The sequence below is a fragment of the Variovorax guangxiensis genome (assembly GCF_003952165.1).
GTDB classification, from domain to species: Bacteria; Pseudomonadota; Gammaproteobacteria; order Burkholderiales; family Burkholderiaceae_C; genus Variovorax; species Variovorax guangxiensis.
In genome coordinates this window covers 17083-34527 of record NZ_RXFT01000007.1, presented here as the reverse complement: position 1 = coordinate 34527, position 17445 = coordinate 17083, and the positions used below count along the sequence as shown (strand labels likewise).

The following is a 17445-nucleotide window of genomic DNA, read 5'->3' as shown; positions in this document are numbered from 1 at the left end:
GGCCAAGGAGACAAAAGAATGGACGACACCGCATCGGCGGTCTTCCCCCAGAAGATCCACTGGGAGAGCCAGGGCACCAGCCGCATCCCCTTCATGGCCTACACCGAGGCCGACCTGCACCGCCAGGAGCTGGAGCGCTTCTTCTATCGCAACCACTGGAGCTATGTCGGCCTGGAGGCCGAGATTCCGGCTGTCGGCGACTTCAAGCGCACGGTGGTGGGCGAGCGCTCGGTGATCATGGTGCGCGATGCGGAAGACTCCATCAGCGTGGTCGAGAACGTCTGCGCCCATCGCGGCATGCAGTTCTGCCGCGAGCGGCACGGCAACCGCAAGGAAGGCGGCTTCACCTGCCCCTACCACCAATGGAACTACACGCTCGCAGGCGACCTGCAGGGCGTGCCCTTCCGCCGCGGCGTGAAGCAGGACGGCAAGGTCAACGGCGGCATGCCGGCCGACTTCAAGCCGGCCGAGCACGGCCTCAACAAGCTCAAGGTGGCGCGGCGCGGCGGCGTGGTCTTCGCGGCCTTCGACCCCGAGGTCGAATCGCTCGAGGACTTCATGGGCCCGGAGATCCTCGGCTACTTCGACCGGCTCTTCAACGGCCGCAAGCTCACCATCCTCGGCTACAACCGCCAGCGCATTCCGGGCAACTGGAAGCTCATGCAGGAGAACATCAAGGACCCGTACCACCCCGGCCTGCTGCACACCTGGTTCGTGACCTTCGGGCTCTGGCGCGCGGACAACAAGTCGGAGCTGAAGATGGACCGGCACCACCGCCACGCCGCCATGATTTCCACGCGCGGCGCGAGCGGCAAGGCAGACCAGGTGACCCAGGTGTCGAGCTTCAAGGAAAGCATGCAACTCAACGACCCGCGCTTCCTCGACATCGTGCCCGAGCCCTGGTGGGGCGGGCCGACGGCGGTGATGATGACGCTCTTCCCGAGCGTGATCCTGCAGCAGCAAGTCAACAGCGTCTCGACGCGGCACATCCAGCCCAGCGGCCCCGGCGCCTTCGACTTCGTCTGGACGCACTTCGGCTTCGAGGACGACACCGAGGAGATGACGCAGCGCCGGCTGCGCCAGGCCAACCTCTTCGGCCCCGCGGGCTTCGTCTCGGCCGACGACGGCGAGGTGATCGAGCTCTCGCAGAAGGGCTTCGAGCAGAAGCCATTCCACCGCACGCTCGCCGAACTCGGCGGCCGCGAGGTCGGCGACACGGACCACATGGTCACCGAGACGCTGATCCGGGGCATGTACGAGTACTGGCGCAAGGTGATGGAGGCTTGATCGATGGACTTCCAGGAATACTTCGAGCTTTCGCAGCTCTACGCCCGCTACGCCCAGGCCGTGAGCTCCAGCCAGTGGGAACTCTGGCCAGAGTTCTTCACGGAAGACTGCGTCTACCGGCTGCAGCCGCGCGAGAACCACGAGCGCGGCTTTCCTCTCGCCACGCTTTCCTTCGAGAGCAAGGGCATGCTGAAGGATCGTGTCTACGGCATCCGCGAGACCCTCTTCCACGACCCGTACTACCAGCGCCACGTGGTGGGCGCACCCGTGGTGCTGAAGGCCGAGCCGGGGCGCATCGAGTCGGAGGCCAACTACGCGGTCTTCCGCACCAAGCTCTCGGAGCTTTCGAGCGTCTTCAGCGTGGGCCGCTACATCGACGTGGTGGTGCGCACCGAGGAGGGCCTGAAATTCGCCTCGCGCCAGGTCATCTACGACAGCGAAATGATCCCGAACTCCGTCATCTATCCGATCTGAGGACCGCCATGAGTGAGCTGCAATGGACCGACGCCGCCGCGGTCGACGACGTACCGGCGGACGACGTGATCGCCGTCCTCGTGGGTGGCAATGAAGTCGCGCTCTACAGCGTCGAAGGCAATGTCTACGCCACCGACAACATCTGCACGCACGGGCATGCCCGCCTGTGCGAAGGCTTTCTCGAAGGGCACGAGATCGAGTGCCCGCTGCACCAGGGCAAGTTCGACGTGCGCAACGGCAAGCCCACCTGCGCGCCTGTGACCGAAGCGATCCGCTCCTATCCCGTGAAGATCGAGGGCGGGCGGGTATTTCTTTCGCTGGGCTGATCTGCAACGGCACGAACCATGAGCGCTGAAGAAAAGACGATCGCGATCGTCGGCGCCGGCCAGGCCGGCGGATGGGCCGCGCAGACACTGCGCAGCGAAGGCTTCGGCGGCAGGATCGTGCTGATCGGCGACGAGGCGCATCGCCCCTACGAGCGCCCTCCCCTGTCGAAATCGGTTCTCGCCGGTGAAGCCCTTCCGGAGACGACCAGCCTGCAGAAGCCCGAAGCTTTCGACGCGCTCAACGTGGACTGGCGCCCGCGAGTGAGCGCGACGCGCATCGACAGCGCGGCGAAGCGACTGCACCTGAGCGGCGGCGACGTCGTCGGATACGACAAACTGATTCTCTGCACCGGCGGCCGTGCCCGGCGGCTGGGCATTCCCGGATCGGAGCTGCCCGGCGTCTTCACGCTGCGCAACCTCGACGATGCCGCGGCGCTGGGAGCCGCGCTCGTGCCGGGCAGGCGGCTGCTGGTCATCGGTGGCGGATGGATCGGGCTCGAAGTGGCCTCGACCGCCCGCAGGAAGGGGCTGGAGGTCACGGTCGTGGAAGCGATGCAGCGCCTCTGCGAGCGCACCGTTGCGCCTGAGATATCCGGCTACCTGCTTCGGCTCCACGCCTCGCACGGCGTTCATGTCGAACTGGGCATGGGCATCGAGCGCCTGGCGCAAGGCGCGGACGGCAACGGCCTGATCGCCACGCTCGTCGACGGACGCACGCTGGCCTGCGACGTGGTGCTGGCCGGCATCGGCCTGATCGCGAACGACGAGCTCGCGCGCGAGGCCGGACTGCAGTGCGAAGGCGGCATCGTGGTCGACTCGCAATGCCGCAGTTCCGACCCGGACATCCTCGCCGCCGGCGACGTCGCCGTCTGGCACTGCGAGCGCGCCGGCCGCCGGATGCGGCTGGAGTCGTGGCAGAACGCGCAGGAGCAGGGCATCGCGGCCGCGCGCTCCGCACTGGGCATCGCGGTCGATCACCAGCCGCTTCCGTGGTTCTGGTCCGACCAGTACGGCATCAACCTCCAGATATTCGGCATGCCGGCGCCGGGGCATCGCGCCGTGATGCGCGGCGACATGGAGAGCGACAGTTTCGTCGTGTTCTTCCTGGATGGCGGCAAGGTCGCCGCCGCGCTGGGGCCGAACGCGGCGCGCGATCTGCGGTTTGCGCGAAGGCTCATCGAGCGCGGCACCGAGGTCACGCCGGAGCAGCTTGCCGATCTTCAGGTGCCGCTGTCCAGGCTCTGAGCGGCGCCGAGGCAGCCCGGAGCTACCAGGAGGCCGCGTGGCCGGGCCCCGACGGATACCGGATGCCGCCATCCTTGCCGCTGGGCTCGAACATGTAGCCCACGCCCCATACCGTCTGGATATAGGAAAACGCCCCGTCCTCCAGCAGCTTGCGCAACCGGGAGACCTGCACATCCAGGCTGCGGTCGAAGGCGCCGAGTTCGCGCCCGCGCGCCACCTGCGCGAGCTTCTCCCGCGACATCGGCTGGCCCGTGTGCCGTACGAGCACCTTGAGAATCGCGATCTGCACGGTGGTGATGCCGAGGATGCGCCCGTCCCTGCGAAGCGTGCGCGTGCCCATGTTGAATTCGAAAGGCCCGAAACGCACGACCTCGTTCGCGATCGAAGGTCCGCCCGGCTCCTCCTTCGGAGGGCTGCGCCGCAGGATCGCCTGGATGCGGGCACGCAGTTCCCGGGGATTGCAGGGCTTGCAGACATAGTCGTCAGCGCCCATCGTCAGGCCCGCGATCCTGTCGGCGTCCTCGGCCTTCGCGCTGAGCATGATGATCGGCGTGCGCGTGCCCGTGGCGCGCAGGCGCCTGCAGACCGAGAAGCCGTCCTCGCCCGGCAGCAGCACGTCGAGCACGATGAGGTCGATGGCACGGCGCTGCAGGATCGACGAAAGCGCACTGCCGTTCTCGGCCTCGAACACCTCGTAGCCCTCCTGGGAGAGATAGCCGCCGACCAGTTGCCGCAGGCGCGGGTCGTCGTCGACGACCGCGATCGCATCGCAGCGATGGGAAGCGGTCATGCGAGCGGGTCTTTCGGTGGCGGGCTCCGATAGGCCTCGTTTCTCGAACTCATCGTTCCCCGCAGCCCGCGCGAGCCATCGGCCCTGCGTAAAATCAAATGCAAAATCATGGAAACCGGCTCGATCCGCCAAGTTCGGCATCGGCACCAAGGCCGGGTGAAAAACCGGGATTTATAGGGCCGGGGCCGTTGATTGATCTAATCCATTAGCAGCCCCATGAGCGCCGTCCCGCGTGCCTCATCACTTGCCTGGCCCCGAAGAGCGACTTGCCGGCCTGGCGAGCAGCGGCGTCGGGCCTGAATCATCGATCTGCATCGACTGATGGCCCCGGCTCCTTGCCTGGCCAACAAGCGAGAGATCTGGAAACCCGCTGTCGATGTTCGTTCAGCTCGAGATACCGCGTCCTTGTAAGTCAACAACTTAGCGCGACTTGATCCATATTCAGCGGGATTCTTGTCTCACCTAAGTCGGAATCTTCGGAGATCTGTTTCACCTAACTCTGAACTTTGCCTAACCCTACATCTGGTCGTGCATCTTGGCTAACTAGCGGCACGCGGCCCGAGTTTCGTGCAATGTTTGAAAGGACAGTTCCGAGGGTTGCCAGACTCGCGAGTTAAGAAAAACTCCGAGTCATCACCATCGCGAACTTGTTGACTTCTACCTAGCCTAGTACTGCAAGTGATCTATGTCGATCACGGCGTTCACCAAGCCTGCAAACATCGACATTCCTGAGGGTATCTGGATCGAAGGTATTCTTCCTTCTCCCGTGACAACGACTGTGAAAACAGCTCGACCAGTCTGCGCGGCATCTTTGATCGCCACTATTGATGGCTTCAGAGATCTTTCAAGATCTTCCCAGTGCTCGGCCAACACCTCTGACTTCACCTTCGACTTGATTGACCAAACATTCTGTCGAGGCAGATTTAGTTCTCTGTTGCGTTCACCTTGCTCTAGTTCGACATCTGGCGAAATTCCCGTAGCAGTCGATATCTCCTTAGGAGGAGTCGTGGTTCCGAGCAGTTGAAAGTCTAGTTGCATAAGTCTTTTGATCGCGGTCACTTTTCAGGGGACTGGTGGCGCAGGTGGCGCAGGTGGGGCTGGTGGCGCAGGTGGAACAGGGGACGGGGCAGGAGTCGGTGATGGGGCAGGTGTGATGCCCGATGTATTCATGTGCAAATACTGCGGTGTTCCTGTTCCCTGCCGAGGCCCGGAATACATGTTGCCATTTTTGTCCGCAAAAATGTCGCTTTTTGAATCCAGTCCGAGATCCCTCTTCATCGCGTGGGCATCCTCATAGCCATTTGCCTTGCACGCTTTCTCGAGTTGCTTCCCACTCATCCTCTTCGCGTCTTTTGCGTCTTGCTCTCCGGGTGTTTTCCCATCCTCCGTGCATTTTTGTATTGCGACGACCCCGAGGTTTACAACGGTCTCACAGTTAACAGCCAAGCCAAATGGATCCGCATAGCCCAGCGGGTTTCCAGCGACATACCCGAACCGGTTCCATCCACCCTCCATCCCGATCGGATCAGGCTGGCTGTAGCGCCCGGTCCTTGAGTCATAGCTGCGGAAGTAGTTGTAGGAGAGTCCTGATTCGTCGTCTAAGTATTGGCCCGGATACCTCAGGTTGAACTTCACCTCGGCGATGTTGGTCGTGCCCGGGTTGGGCATGGTCTCCGTGTTGGCGAATCGGTTCCTTGCCGTGGTGGGCTTGTCCTCCCCGAAGGCGCTGTAGCCCCACTGCCAGACAGCCTGGCCATCCGCGTTCGTGAGCTTACGCGGCGTGTTCAGGTGATCGCTGTGCACGGCATAGGTGGTGCCATCGATGACCGCCGCAATCGGCATCGGGCCGTTGGCAGTGGGCAGGTAGATGTACTGGCTTTGTCCGGCACTGGCCGTGCCCCCGCTGCCCACTTCAGCGATCAGCGTGCCCTGCTCGTTATAGGTGTAGGCGTAACCCAGCTGCTCGGCCTGTGTGATGCTCGGGCTCCACAGCTTCGTGAAGAACGCGATCAAGCTGGCCATAAAGCCAGGGTCGGCCTCGTCGCCCTGGGTGGGTGGGTACAGCGGCTCCGTCTTGAACACCCGCTGCCCCAGCGCGTTATGCGCATAGCGTGTGGTCGGGCTCACATCGGTCGCGCCTGTCGTGGCCGCAGCCAGCCTGCCCTCGGCGTCGTAGGTATAGCTGCGAAGCCCGTCGGTCAACAGGTCGCCGTTGGCGTTGTAGCCATAGGTGACGCTGGTGTTGCTCGCACCGTTGATGGTCTGGGTGAAGCCTGTGAGCCGGTTGCTACTAGAGGCCATCGAGTAGGTGCGGTTCGTCGTCTGGCCGTTCAGCACCCGGGTGCTGCTGGATCGGTTGCCGTTGGCGTCGTAGCCGAAGCCTGCCGTGTTGCCCGTGGCGTTGAAGCTGGTGATCCGCCCCACACTGTTGTAGCCCACGCTCCAGGTGACGTTGGCATTGGCGATGGTGCTGTGGGTCGGATCGGTGTCGCCGGGCAAGTACAGGTTCTGCGTCAGGCTCGTGATGCGGCCTGCCGCGTCATAGCCGTAGCTGCTGAACTCGGTGCTCGTGAGCCGGCCTGCGGTGTCGTAGCTGCGGCTGGCCCCGAGCCTCGGGTTACTGGAGGTGAAGGCCCAGGTCCAGGCGGTGGGCTGGCCCAGCGGGTTCCAGGCGATGCCGCTGACCAGCGGGTTACCGTTCCAGTTCAAGCCCGTGAGGCGGCCCGTGGCGTCGTAGACGTGGCTGAGGGTGCCGCCGTTGGGATAGCCGATGCTCGCCAGGGTGCCGTTGGGGTTGTAGGCGTAGCTGACCTGCTGGACGCTTCCGTTGGCCAGGGTCTGCTTCTTGAGGGTCACTCGCCCGAAGGCATCCCGGGTGTACTCGGTAGTGCCGCTTCGGTCGAGGATCTCCGACAGATACCCCTTGCTGTTGGCCGTGAGGTCGTAGCGCAGGGTAGTGGTCTTGCCGTCGGCGAAGACCAGCCCGGTGGAGCGGCCTAGGGCGTCGCGGGTGATAGTCGTGGCGTGGCCCAGGGCGTCGGTGATCTGATTCGGGAGGCCTAATTGGTCATAGTCGGTCTTCAGAGTTCCGATGTCTCCACTGGTCTCGCTTCGAGCACGTCCCGCCGCATCACGGGTGTACGTAGTAACCGCGCCTTTGAAGTCGCTCAATCGTGTGATGCCATCGAGCGAGTCATATGAAATACCAGCGGACGAACTTGCGCCATCGCTGACGGTCGTAATTCTCTCGAGAAAGTCTCGTTGATAGCGGGTGCTTTGATTCAGACCGTTGGTCTCTTTTTCGATGGCGCCATTCGCGTCGTAGACATAAGTCCTTGACTGATCGGCACCTTCCGTTTTGGCAGCTAGCCGATTAATCGAGTTGATCGCCCGCAGCACGCTCCATGTCACATTGCTGGCGGCATCTCGCACTTGCTCGCTTGTGCGATTACCCATGCCATCGAGCGTGTAGGTTCCGCCTTCGCCCCGGCTGTTGCTCCAACCAGTCAAGCGCTGGGCCGCGTCATAGATGTAGGTTAGGACGAGACCGCTGGGCCACGTCACCGACTCGATGCCGCCGAAGGGCATATAAGTCAACTTTGTGGTTTGGCTTCCGACAGTTTGGGTCAGTAGGCGATCGCGTAGATCATAGGTGTAGGTAGTGACGAGACCATTGGGGGCTGTCGAGCTCACTACGCGGTTGCTATTGTCGTAAACGTAGCTGGTTACGTGGCTCAGCGCGTTGGTGGACGTCAGGACATTGCCACGGGTGTCGTATGCATATGTCGTAATCGCACCGTTGGGTTCTGTGGCAGAACTCAGCAGACCTTGAGACGTATAGCTCCATTGCCAGACCTTGACGGTGCTAGGGGAGACGCTGGAATCCGTCACCGTCCGGGTCAGAAGGTTGCCTTGTGCATCGTAGGTGTATGCGGTGCTCAGGCCTCCGCTGCGAGTGACAAGAATCGGCAGTGAGAAAGCGGCATGCCATTGAATACTGATGCTTTGACTTCCAGGGTAACCAGGCGCCCGACGAATAACGAGCGGCAATCGCCGGGCAACATCCCAGTTCGTGCTCTTTATGCCAAAGCCTCGAAATGAAGACTCGGAAAGAACTAGGCCATTCGTCGAATCAAATTGCCTTGATGCGATGAGGCTGTCACTGTCCCCTGGAGGAAGATTGATGCCAGTTGTCGCTACCTTTCCATTGCTGAACGAATAGGTGTAGGTTCGCGCGGTTCCGAGCGGGTCAACTACCGACGCAGTGCCTTTTGATGGATAGCTGACCTGATAACGATTGGCAGCGCCTGCGTGCTCTGTACTGACGGCCCGACCTTCCGTGTCGTAAGCGAAGGTCGCATACCTAGCACCTGACTCGTCGATCACTCCAGTCAGCGCCTGTGGAAATGCCGAGTTCTCATAAAGATAGGAGCGGCTTCGTCCATCAGGGTAAAGCACTGACACCAGCCGATCCGCAATGTCATAGACAAATCCCAGGAGACGCCCGTCGGGCAGCGCCACAGTCGAAAGTCGACCAGTGGTGTTGTACGCGAAAGTCAAGGCCCTACCAAATGCATTGGTCACAGAGGCGAGTTGTCCCGCCCCGTTGTAGGCGTAGATGGTCACACGACCATTCCGTCTGGTGACTGTTTGAAGCTTTCCTGCGGCATCGAAATTGAAGGTTGCGTCGTCATCGGCGCGGCGATAGATCCAGTTCCCTCCTGACGCTTGGACTAAGGAATCTGCGTTCCCCGACGGCGACCACACCGACGCTCCAGCCTGCTTGATAAAACCACGCAAAAATCCCTCGGGGCTGACGATCGTGACAGCCGTTGGATTGCTACTCGGCGTTTGCCGTAACAATGTGCTGTGGTTGTGCCCCCAGGGAAGGCCCAAGCCGCTTCCCTCCCGCAAAAGGTCGTTTCCCCAAGTACTGTGATAAGTCCGTTCGAATGACAGTGCGTCAGCACCTCCGTCAACAAAATCAGTTTCCGATTGAACCTTGTCACCGGTCGATGGAATGATGGGATTGCCCACACACGAGTCATCTGAAGCAGGCTCTGGCGCGACTGCTACGCAGGCGGTGTGGGAGGGATCGTCCTGAAACCCGTCGTTGCAATCGCAAGCTGTCTGTCCATAGTTGAATTTGCTGTTTGCCGGACAAGCCCTTGGGTACAGACCTATGCTTTGGTGGTACCAGCTAATGCCGCCGTTGTTCGGAGGCGGAAAAATGACGCCCACTTGGCAAAGTAGATCGGGCGGCAAACGGTATTGGCCACTGTAAGACGCACCTGAATACACCGCGGCGCCACCTGGCCCTTGGGCATCACAGACTTCCGCTTGAGTGGAGAACCATTTATCGCCCGTTCTAGCACCTTTCCATTCCTTGATCGGCTGGATTGCCGCTTGCGCGTGTACAAAGAAAACAGAGCCGAGAAGTACAGCTGAAATCGGTCGAATCAGGCGGGTGTTGTCCCAGCCAAGCTGCACAACACAGGACGCAAAGCGCGCCCACAAGTTCGTCTTGAATGCCATGCACTTCCCCTATGTGTTGGCTTTTTGCTTGTGAACCGACGAACCTGCAGTAATGCTCTATCGATTCGGTCCTTCTTTTCTCAGCCAATCACCCCCTCAGGTGCTGCGTTGTTAACGCAAAGGCCGTACAAGTTGTTTCAAGATAGCCGAACATCCTTTCGCGACCAATGACTGGACGAGGTCATTTGAGTCGCACTCGCCGGAGTGAGTATGAAAGTTCGCGCGTGCTGTTGTGACAGCACGACGAAGGGTCAAGATGCTCCTTCTCCGATTCTCAGACAGGAACTCACAGGGCCAGTACTCGCGCCGCAGGCTTGGTAACACAAGCCATTCATCGCTCCTGGGATTCTTCAGGTACACATAAGACAGATCATCTGGATTCCACTTCACCAGCGTCTTGAACTTGCTGCCGATGGCCCGCTTCAGGTCCGAAAGTTCACTGCTCGAGTGCCATCAGCCGACGTGTGCGGCAATGGGTCGCGGTTGAAGGCCTCAACGCTCACGACGTCGCAGTTCTGGTGGCCAAGCGGCCCAAAGCTCACTGCTATGAGCTACTGGGCCCGCGACTGACCGCTGAGGGCATTCGCTGGGTCTCCGAAACGCACAGCGTCAACGGAGCAGTGCTCCTCGAAACGTTCTCGCGGTTCAAAGGACTCGAAGCCCAAGCCGTTGTCCTTTGGGTTGGCGACGAGGTCGTCGACGAGGCCACCTGGGAGACGGTCTATGTCGGAACCACGCGCGCGAAGTCGCTGCTGGCCGTCGTTGGCAGCAACAGGGCCGTCCGCACGGTCCGAGAGTTCATTCAGGCGGCAGGGTAGACACTGCCTGAATCGCCGCAGATTTCCTAGACACTCGCGGGCTGCTGAGAATGGCGCTGTTCGAACACTGAGGAGAAACGTGTGCAACTGCCGAGTGCCACCGCTTGAGTTGTAGAACATCTCGATGTAGTTGAAATACGTTGGCGATAGGCATCGCGGCGGGTGTCCGCTTCCATTGGAATCAGTCATTGAGCCTCCCGCAGCGACGGACCGCTCGCAGTCTGAAGCGGTCTTACCCCAAAAGGCGGCTACGCAGCGATTGCTGGCGGTTGCCAGGCGCGCGTTGAACTCACGGTTTTGCCCAGGAAGCCGACGTTCGGCATTCAGCGACAGTTGCTCCGCCGTGACAGTTTGGAATTGCAGCATGCGGCAAGCACACCGACAAGGGCTGCAGCTAGCGCTTGAGGAGCGTGAAGCGAACGACGAGCACCGGTCCGAAGCCGACTTACGGATCGAAAACCAGATCCTTGCGGTCCATCCCAGCCAGAAACATCTGTCGGCCAAGGTATGCACGTTCATAGACCTTCCAGCAAGACGGTCATCGTTTCCAATGCCAACACGACGGCCCGGACTCCGAGATCAATGTCCCCGCTCACCGAGACGGCGGCCAAAGGCCGTTTGGACGCGGGGCTGCGTCGCAGTTGCACACGGCCGCCGGCCGTATCGTCAGTCCTCGGCGATCGGCTTCGCTTGCGCAGAATCGGCACTGTGCGTGGCAATTCAAACAGCTCGTACGCAGAGCAGGTTGAATGCTTGCTTAGCATGCTGAAAGCATTCCTTCGGCACCCTGGCGGCGTTCAACACCGAAACGTGGTTGGGGTCGAAGCCTTCCAGCGGGAGACCGGCCGTATGCCCGAATCGCTCAAAAAGCTGGATGAACTGAAGCCCGACGCCTTGCATCATTTTGGCTAGAGCAACGATCACCAGAGCGTCCTGAGTCATTCGTGATGGCATGCCCTTGCGAAGCGCCCGCAGCAACGCATCCTTTGAATGGTGGACATGTGCGCCGCCGCCGCGGTCAGCCACGGTGCGTATGAGCTGACGGATGGTGACAGGCACAGGATCGAGCAGGACGATCTGCGAGGTCCATTCCTCGAGAGGAAGAAGCTTTCGATCTCGATGCAGTAAGGCCTTGCAGTCTTCGACGCCATTGAAGTAAATCGAGACCTCGAAGGGCATGCACGCGATGGTGAAAGAGTCCATCTCCGCGAAGCTCAGTGCATTCAGGTGCGCAAGTTCTGGAGGAAACGAGCCGGGTGCGTGGTCGCGAACTTCAGCCAAGGCTGCAAGCATAAGGTTGGCGCACAGCCGCAGCAACAGCGGCTTCTTGTCACACAGCAGGATCCGCAATTGCCCTGAGAGTGCGCGATACATGTGATGCTCGCCGCGATAGATACAGCGCAACGACGAATCGATCACCTTGAAGCACTCGAGGGCCTCCTCGAATTCCCATTTCTCCGCCATGCATTTCCCTCCTTGTTGAATGCAATCCGAAGGTCCAGCCGCCCGAGGAGCCCTGCTCTGTCAAGGCGCCTGGATATCTAACGCCATCCATCTCTTTCCCGCGCTCAACCTCGAGGTGGCGTCGACTACTCGAGTTCCTCGAACAGGCGTTTGCAGACTACGTCCAGTCGCTCCAGTTCGCTCTCGGGAAAATGCTCGAAATCCGCGGCATTGAAAAGCAGGCATTCCAGTTGGATGTAGGAACGCGGGTCTCTCGCGAGCACCATCACCACGTCCTGCCTGTTCCACCACGCGAGATCGGCATTGAGCACTGAGGTCACCTGCGCATGCCATGTCGCTATGTGCATGAAGCGCGGATGCGTCGAGAGCAGGCGAAAGCCGCGCCACAGGAAATGGCTGGTTTCGGGCATGGCCTGCTCCGGCGGGACGGTCAGTTCCTGGGTCCAACGATGCAGCAGCCTAGACAGCACCCTGTCGATCTCAGGCGTCGTTACGCGGCTGGCCAGAGAGCACATGCCTTCGAAGAACTCCCTGGTTCCGGAGGTGATGTAGCGATCGAGAAGCGGGACGATACGAGCGTCAATGAGATCGCCGACCAAGGCGGCGTGCTGCACATTGCACAGCGCCGTGCCCAGCGTGTCGGGGTGCTTGAAGATTTCCTCGTAAAACCTCTCCGCATCGCCTTGCCAGCCGAGAAACTCCAGCACACTCCGGCGATACGCTGAGGCATAAGTTTCTCCCAACAGGCGGCCGTGCCAACCCACCTCTCGCCCGAAGCGATTCGCAGCTGCCAGTGCAGCCCGCAGCCTCGGGCGGCACGCAGGTTCGCCGCTGTAGCTGGTGCGCTCTTCAGTGACGACATGACCGCCAGACGTGAAGCTGACGACGGGACGGAACTCTGAGACGCCGTAGTCGGGATCTCTGGCCGGGTTCAGCAGACGCTCGAGTTCCTCGTGCTGCGCGGCCGAGAGGGCCGCGAGGATGAACTCGGCCGGAAGCGGCGGATCAACTTCCCCCCGGACCAGCAACCGGGAGACCTCATCGAAGGTCAGTTGCGCGACCTCGACACGCGGCCGGTGCGCGTTTGGCGGCCGTGCGCTCGACTCCACTGGTGCGGTGCTGCGATCCTCGCGCTGTGATAGTCGGGAAATCAACCTGCCGACATAGACGCTCTGCCCGAAGGCGGATCGCTCGACCAGCGAGGTCAAGAATGCATCTGTCTCGGGGCCTGGCCCCTTGGCCATGGCGACCTCCCTGATGCATTTGACCGCGAACCACTCGCAATCCGACTGCTCAAGCGCCTGGACGATCAGTTCGACCTTCCCCTGCAAACGCAGGGAACGGATGGTGTCCGTGCGCAGCAACGGAAAGTGCAGTTCGTCAATCACCGTGAGCACCGCTTCCGGACGGCGCCCCCAATCATGGTGCGCCAGGCGGTCGAACAGCCAGCCGGCCGCGTTCTCACCGGACGGGATGCCTTCGGGAAAGATGGCATCCTGCCACCTTGAATCAAAGACAGGTGCAAAGAAATCGACGAAACGCTGCCGACCATAGAGAAACATCTCCCGAACGATCGCGCCATGGCGCTTCAAGAGATCGATCATCACGACGTGGCAAATCAAGTTCACGCTGCGATCGATCCCGAGGATCGTTGTACCGTTGCTCCGCAGCGATTCATGGACATGCCGCAGCGCCAGTTCATAGGGCAGCCGTCCCGCCGCAAGGATGGCAACGCGCCGAATCTGCCAGCCTTGGGCAGGGTCAATCGCCAGCCTGACGAGTATGTCCGCCGCGCTCGGATCTCCGAGCCTCATCGCCAGGATGCAGCGCCACAGCATGAACTCCGGGCCCGAGCGGTCAGGATGATCAAGCGCCGACACCTGCCGTGCGCCGGATGCCACGATCGCCACCGCCAGGAGCAATGCGACCACATGATCGTCTTCCGATCGAAAGCGGCGAACAAGCGACGGCAGTGCCACACGCGTGCGACGCCTCTGCAAAGCTGCGGCGGCCATCCGCCGGATCTGCACGTCCTTGTGATCAAGCGCCCACAGGAGCAACGAGGTGGACTCCGGCCCCGGCAACTCGCCAAGCTGCCACAGCAGGCCCGGAGACAACACGTCGCCTTCGCTCGAACCGTCTGAGGCAGCAAGCCGCTGCTTCAGAATCTCGATGCCTTCTTTGAAGGGAGATCTCGCGCACTCAAGAAGGAAGAGCATATCCCAAGGATCCGCAGCATCCGGCCTGTCGGAGAAACTCTGGCTGCGCCTGAACCGGGCATGGACGGGCCCCAGATCCACGCCCAGCGTGGACAGCGCGCCAAGGGCCACGAGACGATCATCCGCGCCCAGCCCGTTGTCCAGGAGACGGGCTTCGTAGACCTCGGGGTCACAAAAGGCAGGGAGCAGCGCCGGGATCAGAGTACTCAAAGCGGCCAGCGACGGCTTTTTCAGGATCAGGGCCTCACAAAGCGCAGGCGCTCGCTCGTCGGCGAGGAAGCAAAGAATCCGAAACGCATTGATCAACACGTGCGGCTCGTTGTCCGCTTCGCCAAGAAGTGCCACGCAGGCAGGCCTCAGGGCTGCGCTCAGCGACGAAACCAGATCGACCAGCGGTCCCAGCAGCGCAGACTTCGCTGCAAGCATCGCCCCCGAGTCGGCCATGGGAAAGGCCGCCAGAAACTCGATCACCTCCTGGTGTGTGTCCAAGCGAAGATATAGGCTCCGCGGGGATTGCTTGCGCCCGTTTCGCGGCGCCTCAAGTACATCGTCGACGTAAACGCGCAGCACCCGCTGCAGGACGCCCCTGCGCTTGTCTTGTACCAGCATCGGCAGCATTTCGCGCTGGACTTGCGGCGTCTGCGCATCGAACAGCGACAGTGTGGCCGGCGGCAGCTCTGTCCGCGCGCGACGCATTCCGCCGGTCAGGACACCCAGAGCGGAGAACTCTCCAGTATCGGCATTCGGCAGCCGCAACGCCTGTTCGACCAGCGCATGGAGTCTGGACGGATCGAACTTCAGGATCGTTTCGACGATGGCACTGCCCCAGGCATGGTCGGAAGCGAAGCGCCCGGGGTTGCGCGCGAGCACGCCGACCAGCGACTCAACGGATGCCAGCCCGAGGTCCTGCAGGATCCCGGGCAGAATGAAGAGACGGTCGACTTTCTTTCCCACATCCGCGACCGTGGCAATGACCTCCTCCGGCGACACGAGCTTTCGGGCCACCACGAAGTTGGCGAGTTCGCCCCATTGCCCGCCCTGCAAGAAGGCGTTGCGGGCCCTCTCGGCGGCTTGTGCGAACCGCCCGGCCTTTTCGAGGTGAAGAACCTCTGCCGTGACGACACCCTGTAGCCGATACCAGTTGGCCAACTCGATGTGCGTGGCTTCCCGCAATCCGAGGGCCATCCCCTCCTCCAAGCCCGCGCGGACGGTCTCGTGCATCTCCAAGAGATCCATGGACTGGGAGCGCAGCAACCCGAGTTCCAGCATCTCCTGGATGGCAACGCCGACATGATGATCGCGGAATACCTGCGCTGCCTCGCCGCGGCTAAACGGCAACGCGAAACACACGAGCTTCTCGGCCGCCGATCGGGCGGGATCGGAGATGGTCGCGAACCGCATACGCTCCACAACCGGGAGAACTGCGTGCGCAGGCTGGGAGGCGATGTTGTACATCGCATCGAGCGAAGGCGCGCGCGCCAATGCCCGCGCACGAGCCGCAAACAACCCGGCTTGCCTGCCAGCAGTGACCCGCTGAAAAACGCGGTGCACCAGCGCCCTGTCGGGGTCAGGGTGCCAATGCGCCACAAGCTGCAGGAACTCCCTGGAGGTCAAGCCGCGCACGTTCAGCAGCGTCACGCCCTTTTCCTCGCGCTCAGCGGGGCTCATCAGCCGCAGAACGCCTTCCTGGGCGAAGATCGTGATCGCGACTGCCCCCGCAGGCAGAGCTTGGACGAACTTAGCGATCTGACTCGCAAAGGCGTAGCTGCAGTGTCCTTCCACGAAATCGAGCAGCAGCATGGCGTCGATTCCGATCCCCGCGAGAACCTCGCACAGGCTCGCGATCATGTTCTCCTCAGAGAGCGTGGCATCCGTCGCCACTCGAAACGGCGCCTGGAATCCCTTGCGCCGCAAATGGAACGCCACGCCCACCAGGACATCGCGCAGGGAGACGTGCTGTCGCACCTCGGCATAGAAGACCTCCCGGTCCCCGGCAAGCTGGCGCGCCTGGGTGATGACTTCGGCGGCGAGCGATGTCTTTCCCGAGCCAGATATCCCGATGACCTCGGTAATGCCCCGCGCATGGACCAGCGGGACGGTGATGTCAGGGCGCGGCACATGGTGTGCCTCCAGTGCCGGCGGGACCCTTATCGGAATCATCTGTGGCCAGACGCAACGCAGCTCCGCCTCGAAATCACTGCGTGAGAAAGTCTTTCCGTGCTGCTTGGCGATCTCGTTGATGAAGCCTCTGAGGTTGAGAAAGAGTGTCTTCTCGACCACCTCGGGGGCAAGGCCGTGCTCGAGAACCAGTCTCGCGCGAACCCGCTCACCGACTTCCGCCTCCGAACCGTACGCGCTTCTCAAGCTGATTCGCGAGAGGACTTCTGGCAGGGCCGCGGCAACCGTCCGGATGGCGCTCGCATGCAGATCGACGAACGCCTGTGCCAGGCCAATCTGTTTCGCCTGCTTTTCAAAGGCGTCGTGGAGGTACTGCGCCGCCCCCTCATTGGGCATGTTCGCGTACAGCGTTGTGCGGGACCGCGGCGACCACGTTGGCAGGGCGTCCTTGTTCGCGCCGGCGCGAACAAGTTCGTTGTGCGCAAGCGCCTGAACGGTCTGCCAGAATGCCGCCTTGGCACACGCTGGCGCGTCCTGTCCGGCATGAATCAGTGCATCGAGCTCCGCATCTGCCGCGTCCCCGAGCACCCAGACCTGACGATCTGAGGTCCCGAGCAGATTCCTCCACGCTGCCGGCATCAACTCTCGAATCGCGTCTGCCGTCGTCCAGGCGCAGGGCCTTGGCACCCCGTCCCGGCTCTCCGTCGGTTTCTTGATCTGTACAAATCGCTGGTCCGTCCCGGACGCGAAGGACCTGTACAGAACCAGGTCATCGACGCCCTCGGGCCTCACGAACCCTTCGAAGTCGCTCTCGAAATGCTCGAACAAGAACTCCAGGGTCACCGCAGCCTGGTAGTCGAACCCCTTGATCGCGCTGATTCCCCCCGACATCACGTCCTCTCTGCGTACATCTCCTGCTCCCCATAGATTAGCCTGTCTCCCAGTCGTTCTGCCGTCATCGCGCATTTCGAGGCAGCCGCCGCAGCCTTGTTTCGGTCGCAAACGCAGCGGCCATCGTCACCCACGTACATCGCGGCGGCGGCGAGATAGAGACACGGCGGCGCAGAACACAGGCAGCAAGACGACCGGCCGTCCGGCCCCATCATCAATCGCAAGACAGTACCGGTCGTCCTTCGCGACATGGAAGTCCCGGACGCGCCTTGTCATCA

At 61.7% G+C, this 17445-nt stretch carries 10 protein-coding genes; 5 read left to right on the top strand and 5 right to left on the bottom strand.

Annotated features, from left to right (window positions below):
- The first annotated feature begins 18 nt into the window (after positions 1–18).
- From EJP67_RS17315 to EJP67_RS17300, 4 genes are read left to right on the top strand one after another with little or no spacing between them, the layout of a single operon-like run.
- Positions 19–1287, top strand: coding sequence for an aromatic ring-hydroxylating dioxygenase subunit alpha (locus EJP67_RS17315; protein ID WP_126022962.1), 1269 nt, complete (start codon positions 19–21; stop codon positions 1285–1287).
- A gap of 3 nt (positions 1288–1290) precedes the next feature.
- The gene (locus EJP67_RS17310; RefSeq protein ID WP_126022961.1) at positions 1291–1761 is read left to right on the top strand and encodes an aromatic-ring-hydroxylating dioxygenase subunit beta; all 471 of its coding nucleotides are present in this window, start codon (positions 1291–1293) and stop codon (positions 1759–1761) included.
- Positions 1762–1769: 8 nt separating this feature from the next.
- Positions 1770–2087 (top strand): non-heme iron oxygenase ferredoxin subunit, encoded by a 318-nt coding sequence (locus tag EJP67_RS17305; RefSeq protein ID WP_126022960.1) that lies wholly within the window; start codon positions 1770–1772, stop codon positions 2085–2087.
- Between the two features lie 18 nt (positions 2088–2105).
- On the top strand, positions 2106–3332 hold the full coding sequence (locus tag EJP67_RS17300; protein ID WP_126022959.1) for an NAD(P)/FAD-dependent oxidoreductase: 1227 nt from the start codon (positions 2106–2108) through the stop codon (positions 3330–3332).
- Between the two features lie 22 nt (positions 3333–3354).
- Here EJP67_RS17300 and EJP67_RS17295 read toward each other — a convergent pair whose 3' ends face one another.
- The 3 genes from EJP67_RS17295 to EJP67_RS17285 form a co-directional block, all read right to left on the bottom strand.
- Positions 3355–4122 carry a response regulator gene (locus tag EJP67_RS17295; RefSeq protein ID WP_126022958.1) on the bottom strand — a complete coding sequence of 256 codons (768 nt, stop codon included), beginning with the start codon at positions 4120–4122 and terminating at the stop codon, positions 3355–3357.
- 666 nt (positions 4123–4788) lie between these two features.
- Entirely contained in the window at positions 4789–5181 is a 393-nt protein-coding gene (locus EJP67_RS17290) for a DUF4279 domain-containing protein (RefSeq protein WP_126022957.1), read from the bottom strand.
- Between the two features lie 3 nt (positions 5182–5184).
- Positions 5185–9657 carry an RHS repeat-associated core domain-containing protein gene (locus EJP67_RS17285; RefSeq protein WP_126022956.1) on the bottom strand — a complete coding sequence of 1491 codons (4473 nt, stop codon included), beginning with the start codon at positions 9655–9657 and terminating at the stop codon, positions 5185–5187.
- A 464-nt stretch (positions 9658–10121) separates the two neighbouring features.
- Between EJP67_RS17285 and EJP67_RS17280 the strand changes: the two genes are divergently transcribed.
- Positions 10122–10475, top strand: coding sequence for an ATP-binding domain-containing protein (locus tag EJP67_RS17280; RefSeq protein ID WP_165909643.1), 354 nt, complete (start codon positions 10122–10124; stop codon positions 10473–10475).
- 720 nt (positions 10476–11195) lie between these two features.
- Here the strand turns inward: EJP67_RS17280 and EJP67_RS17275 are convergent.
- Together EJP67_RS17275 and EJP67_RS17270 are read right to left on the bottom strand one after the other, a co-directional pair.
- Positions 11196–11939, bottom strand: a complete 744-nt coding sequence (locus EJP67_RS17275; protein WP_126022954.1) for a hypothetical protein — start codon at positions 11937–11939, stop codon at positions 11196–11198.
- Between the two features lie 125 nt (positions 11940–12064).
- On the bottom strand, positions 12065–17167 hold the full coding sequence (locus EJP67_RS17270) for a HEAT repeat domain-containing protein (protein ID WP_126022953.1): 5103 nt from the start codon (positions 17165–17167) through the stop codon (positions 12065–12067).
- Between the last annotated feature and the right edge of the window lie 278 nt (positions 17168–17445).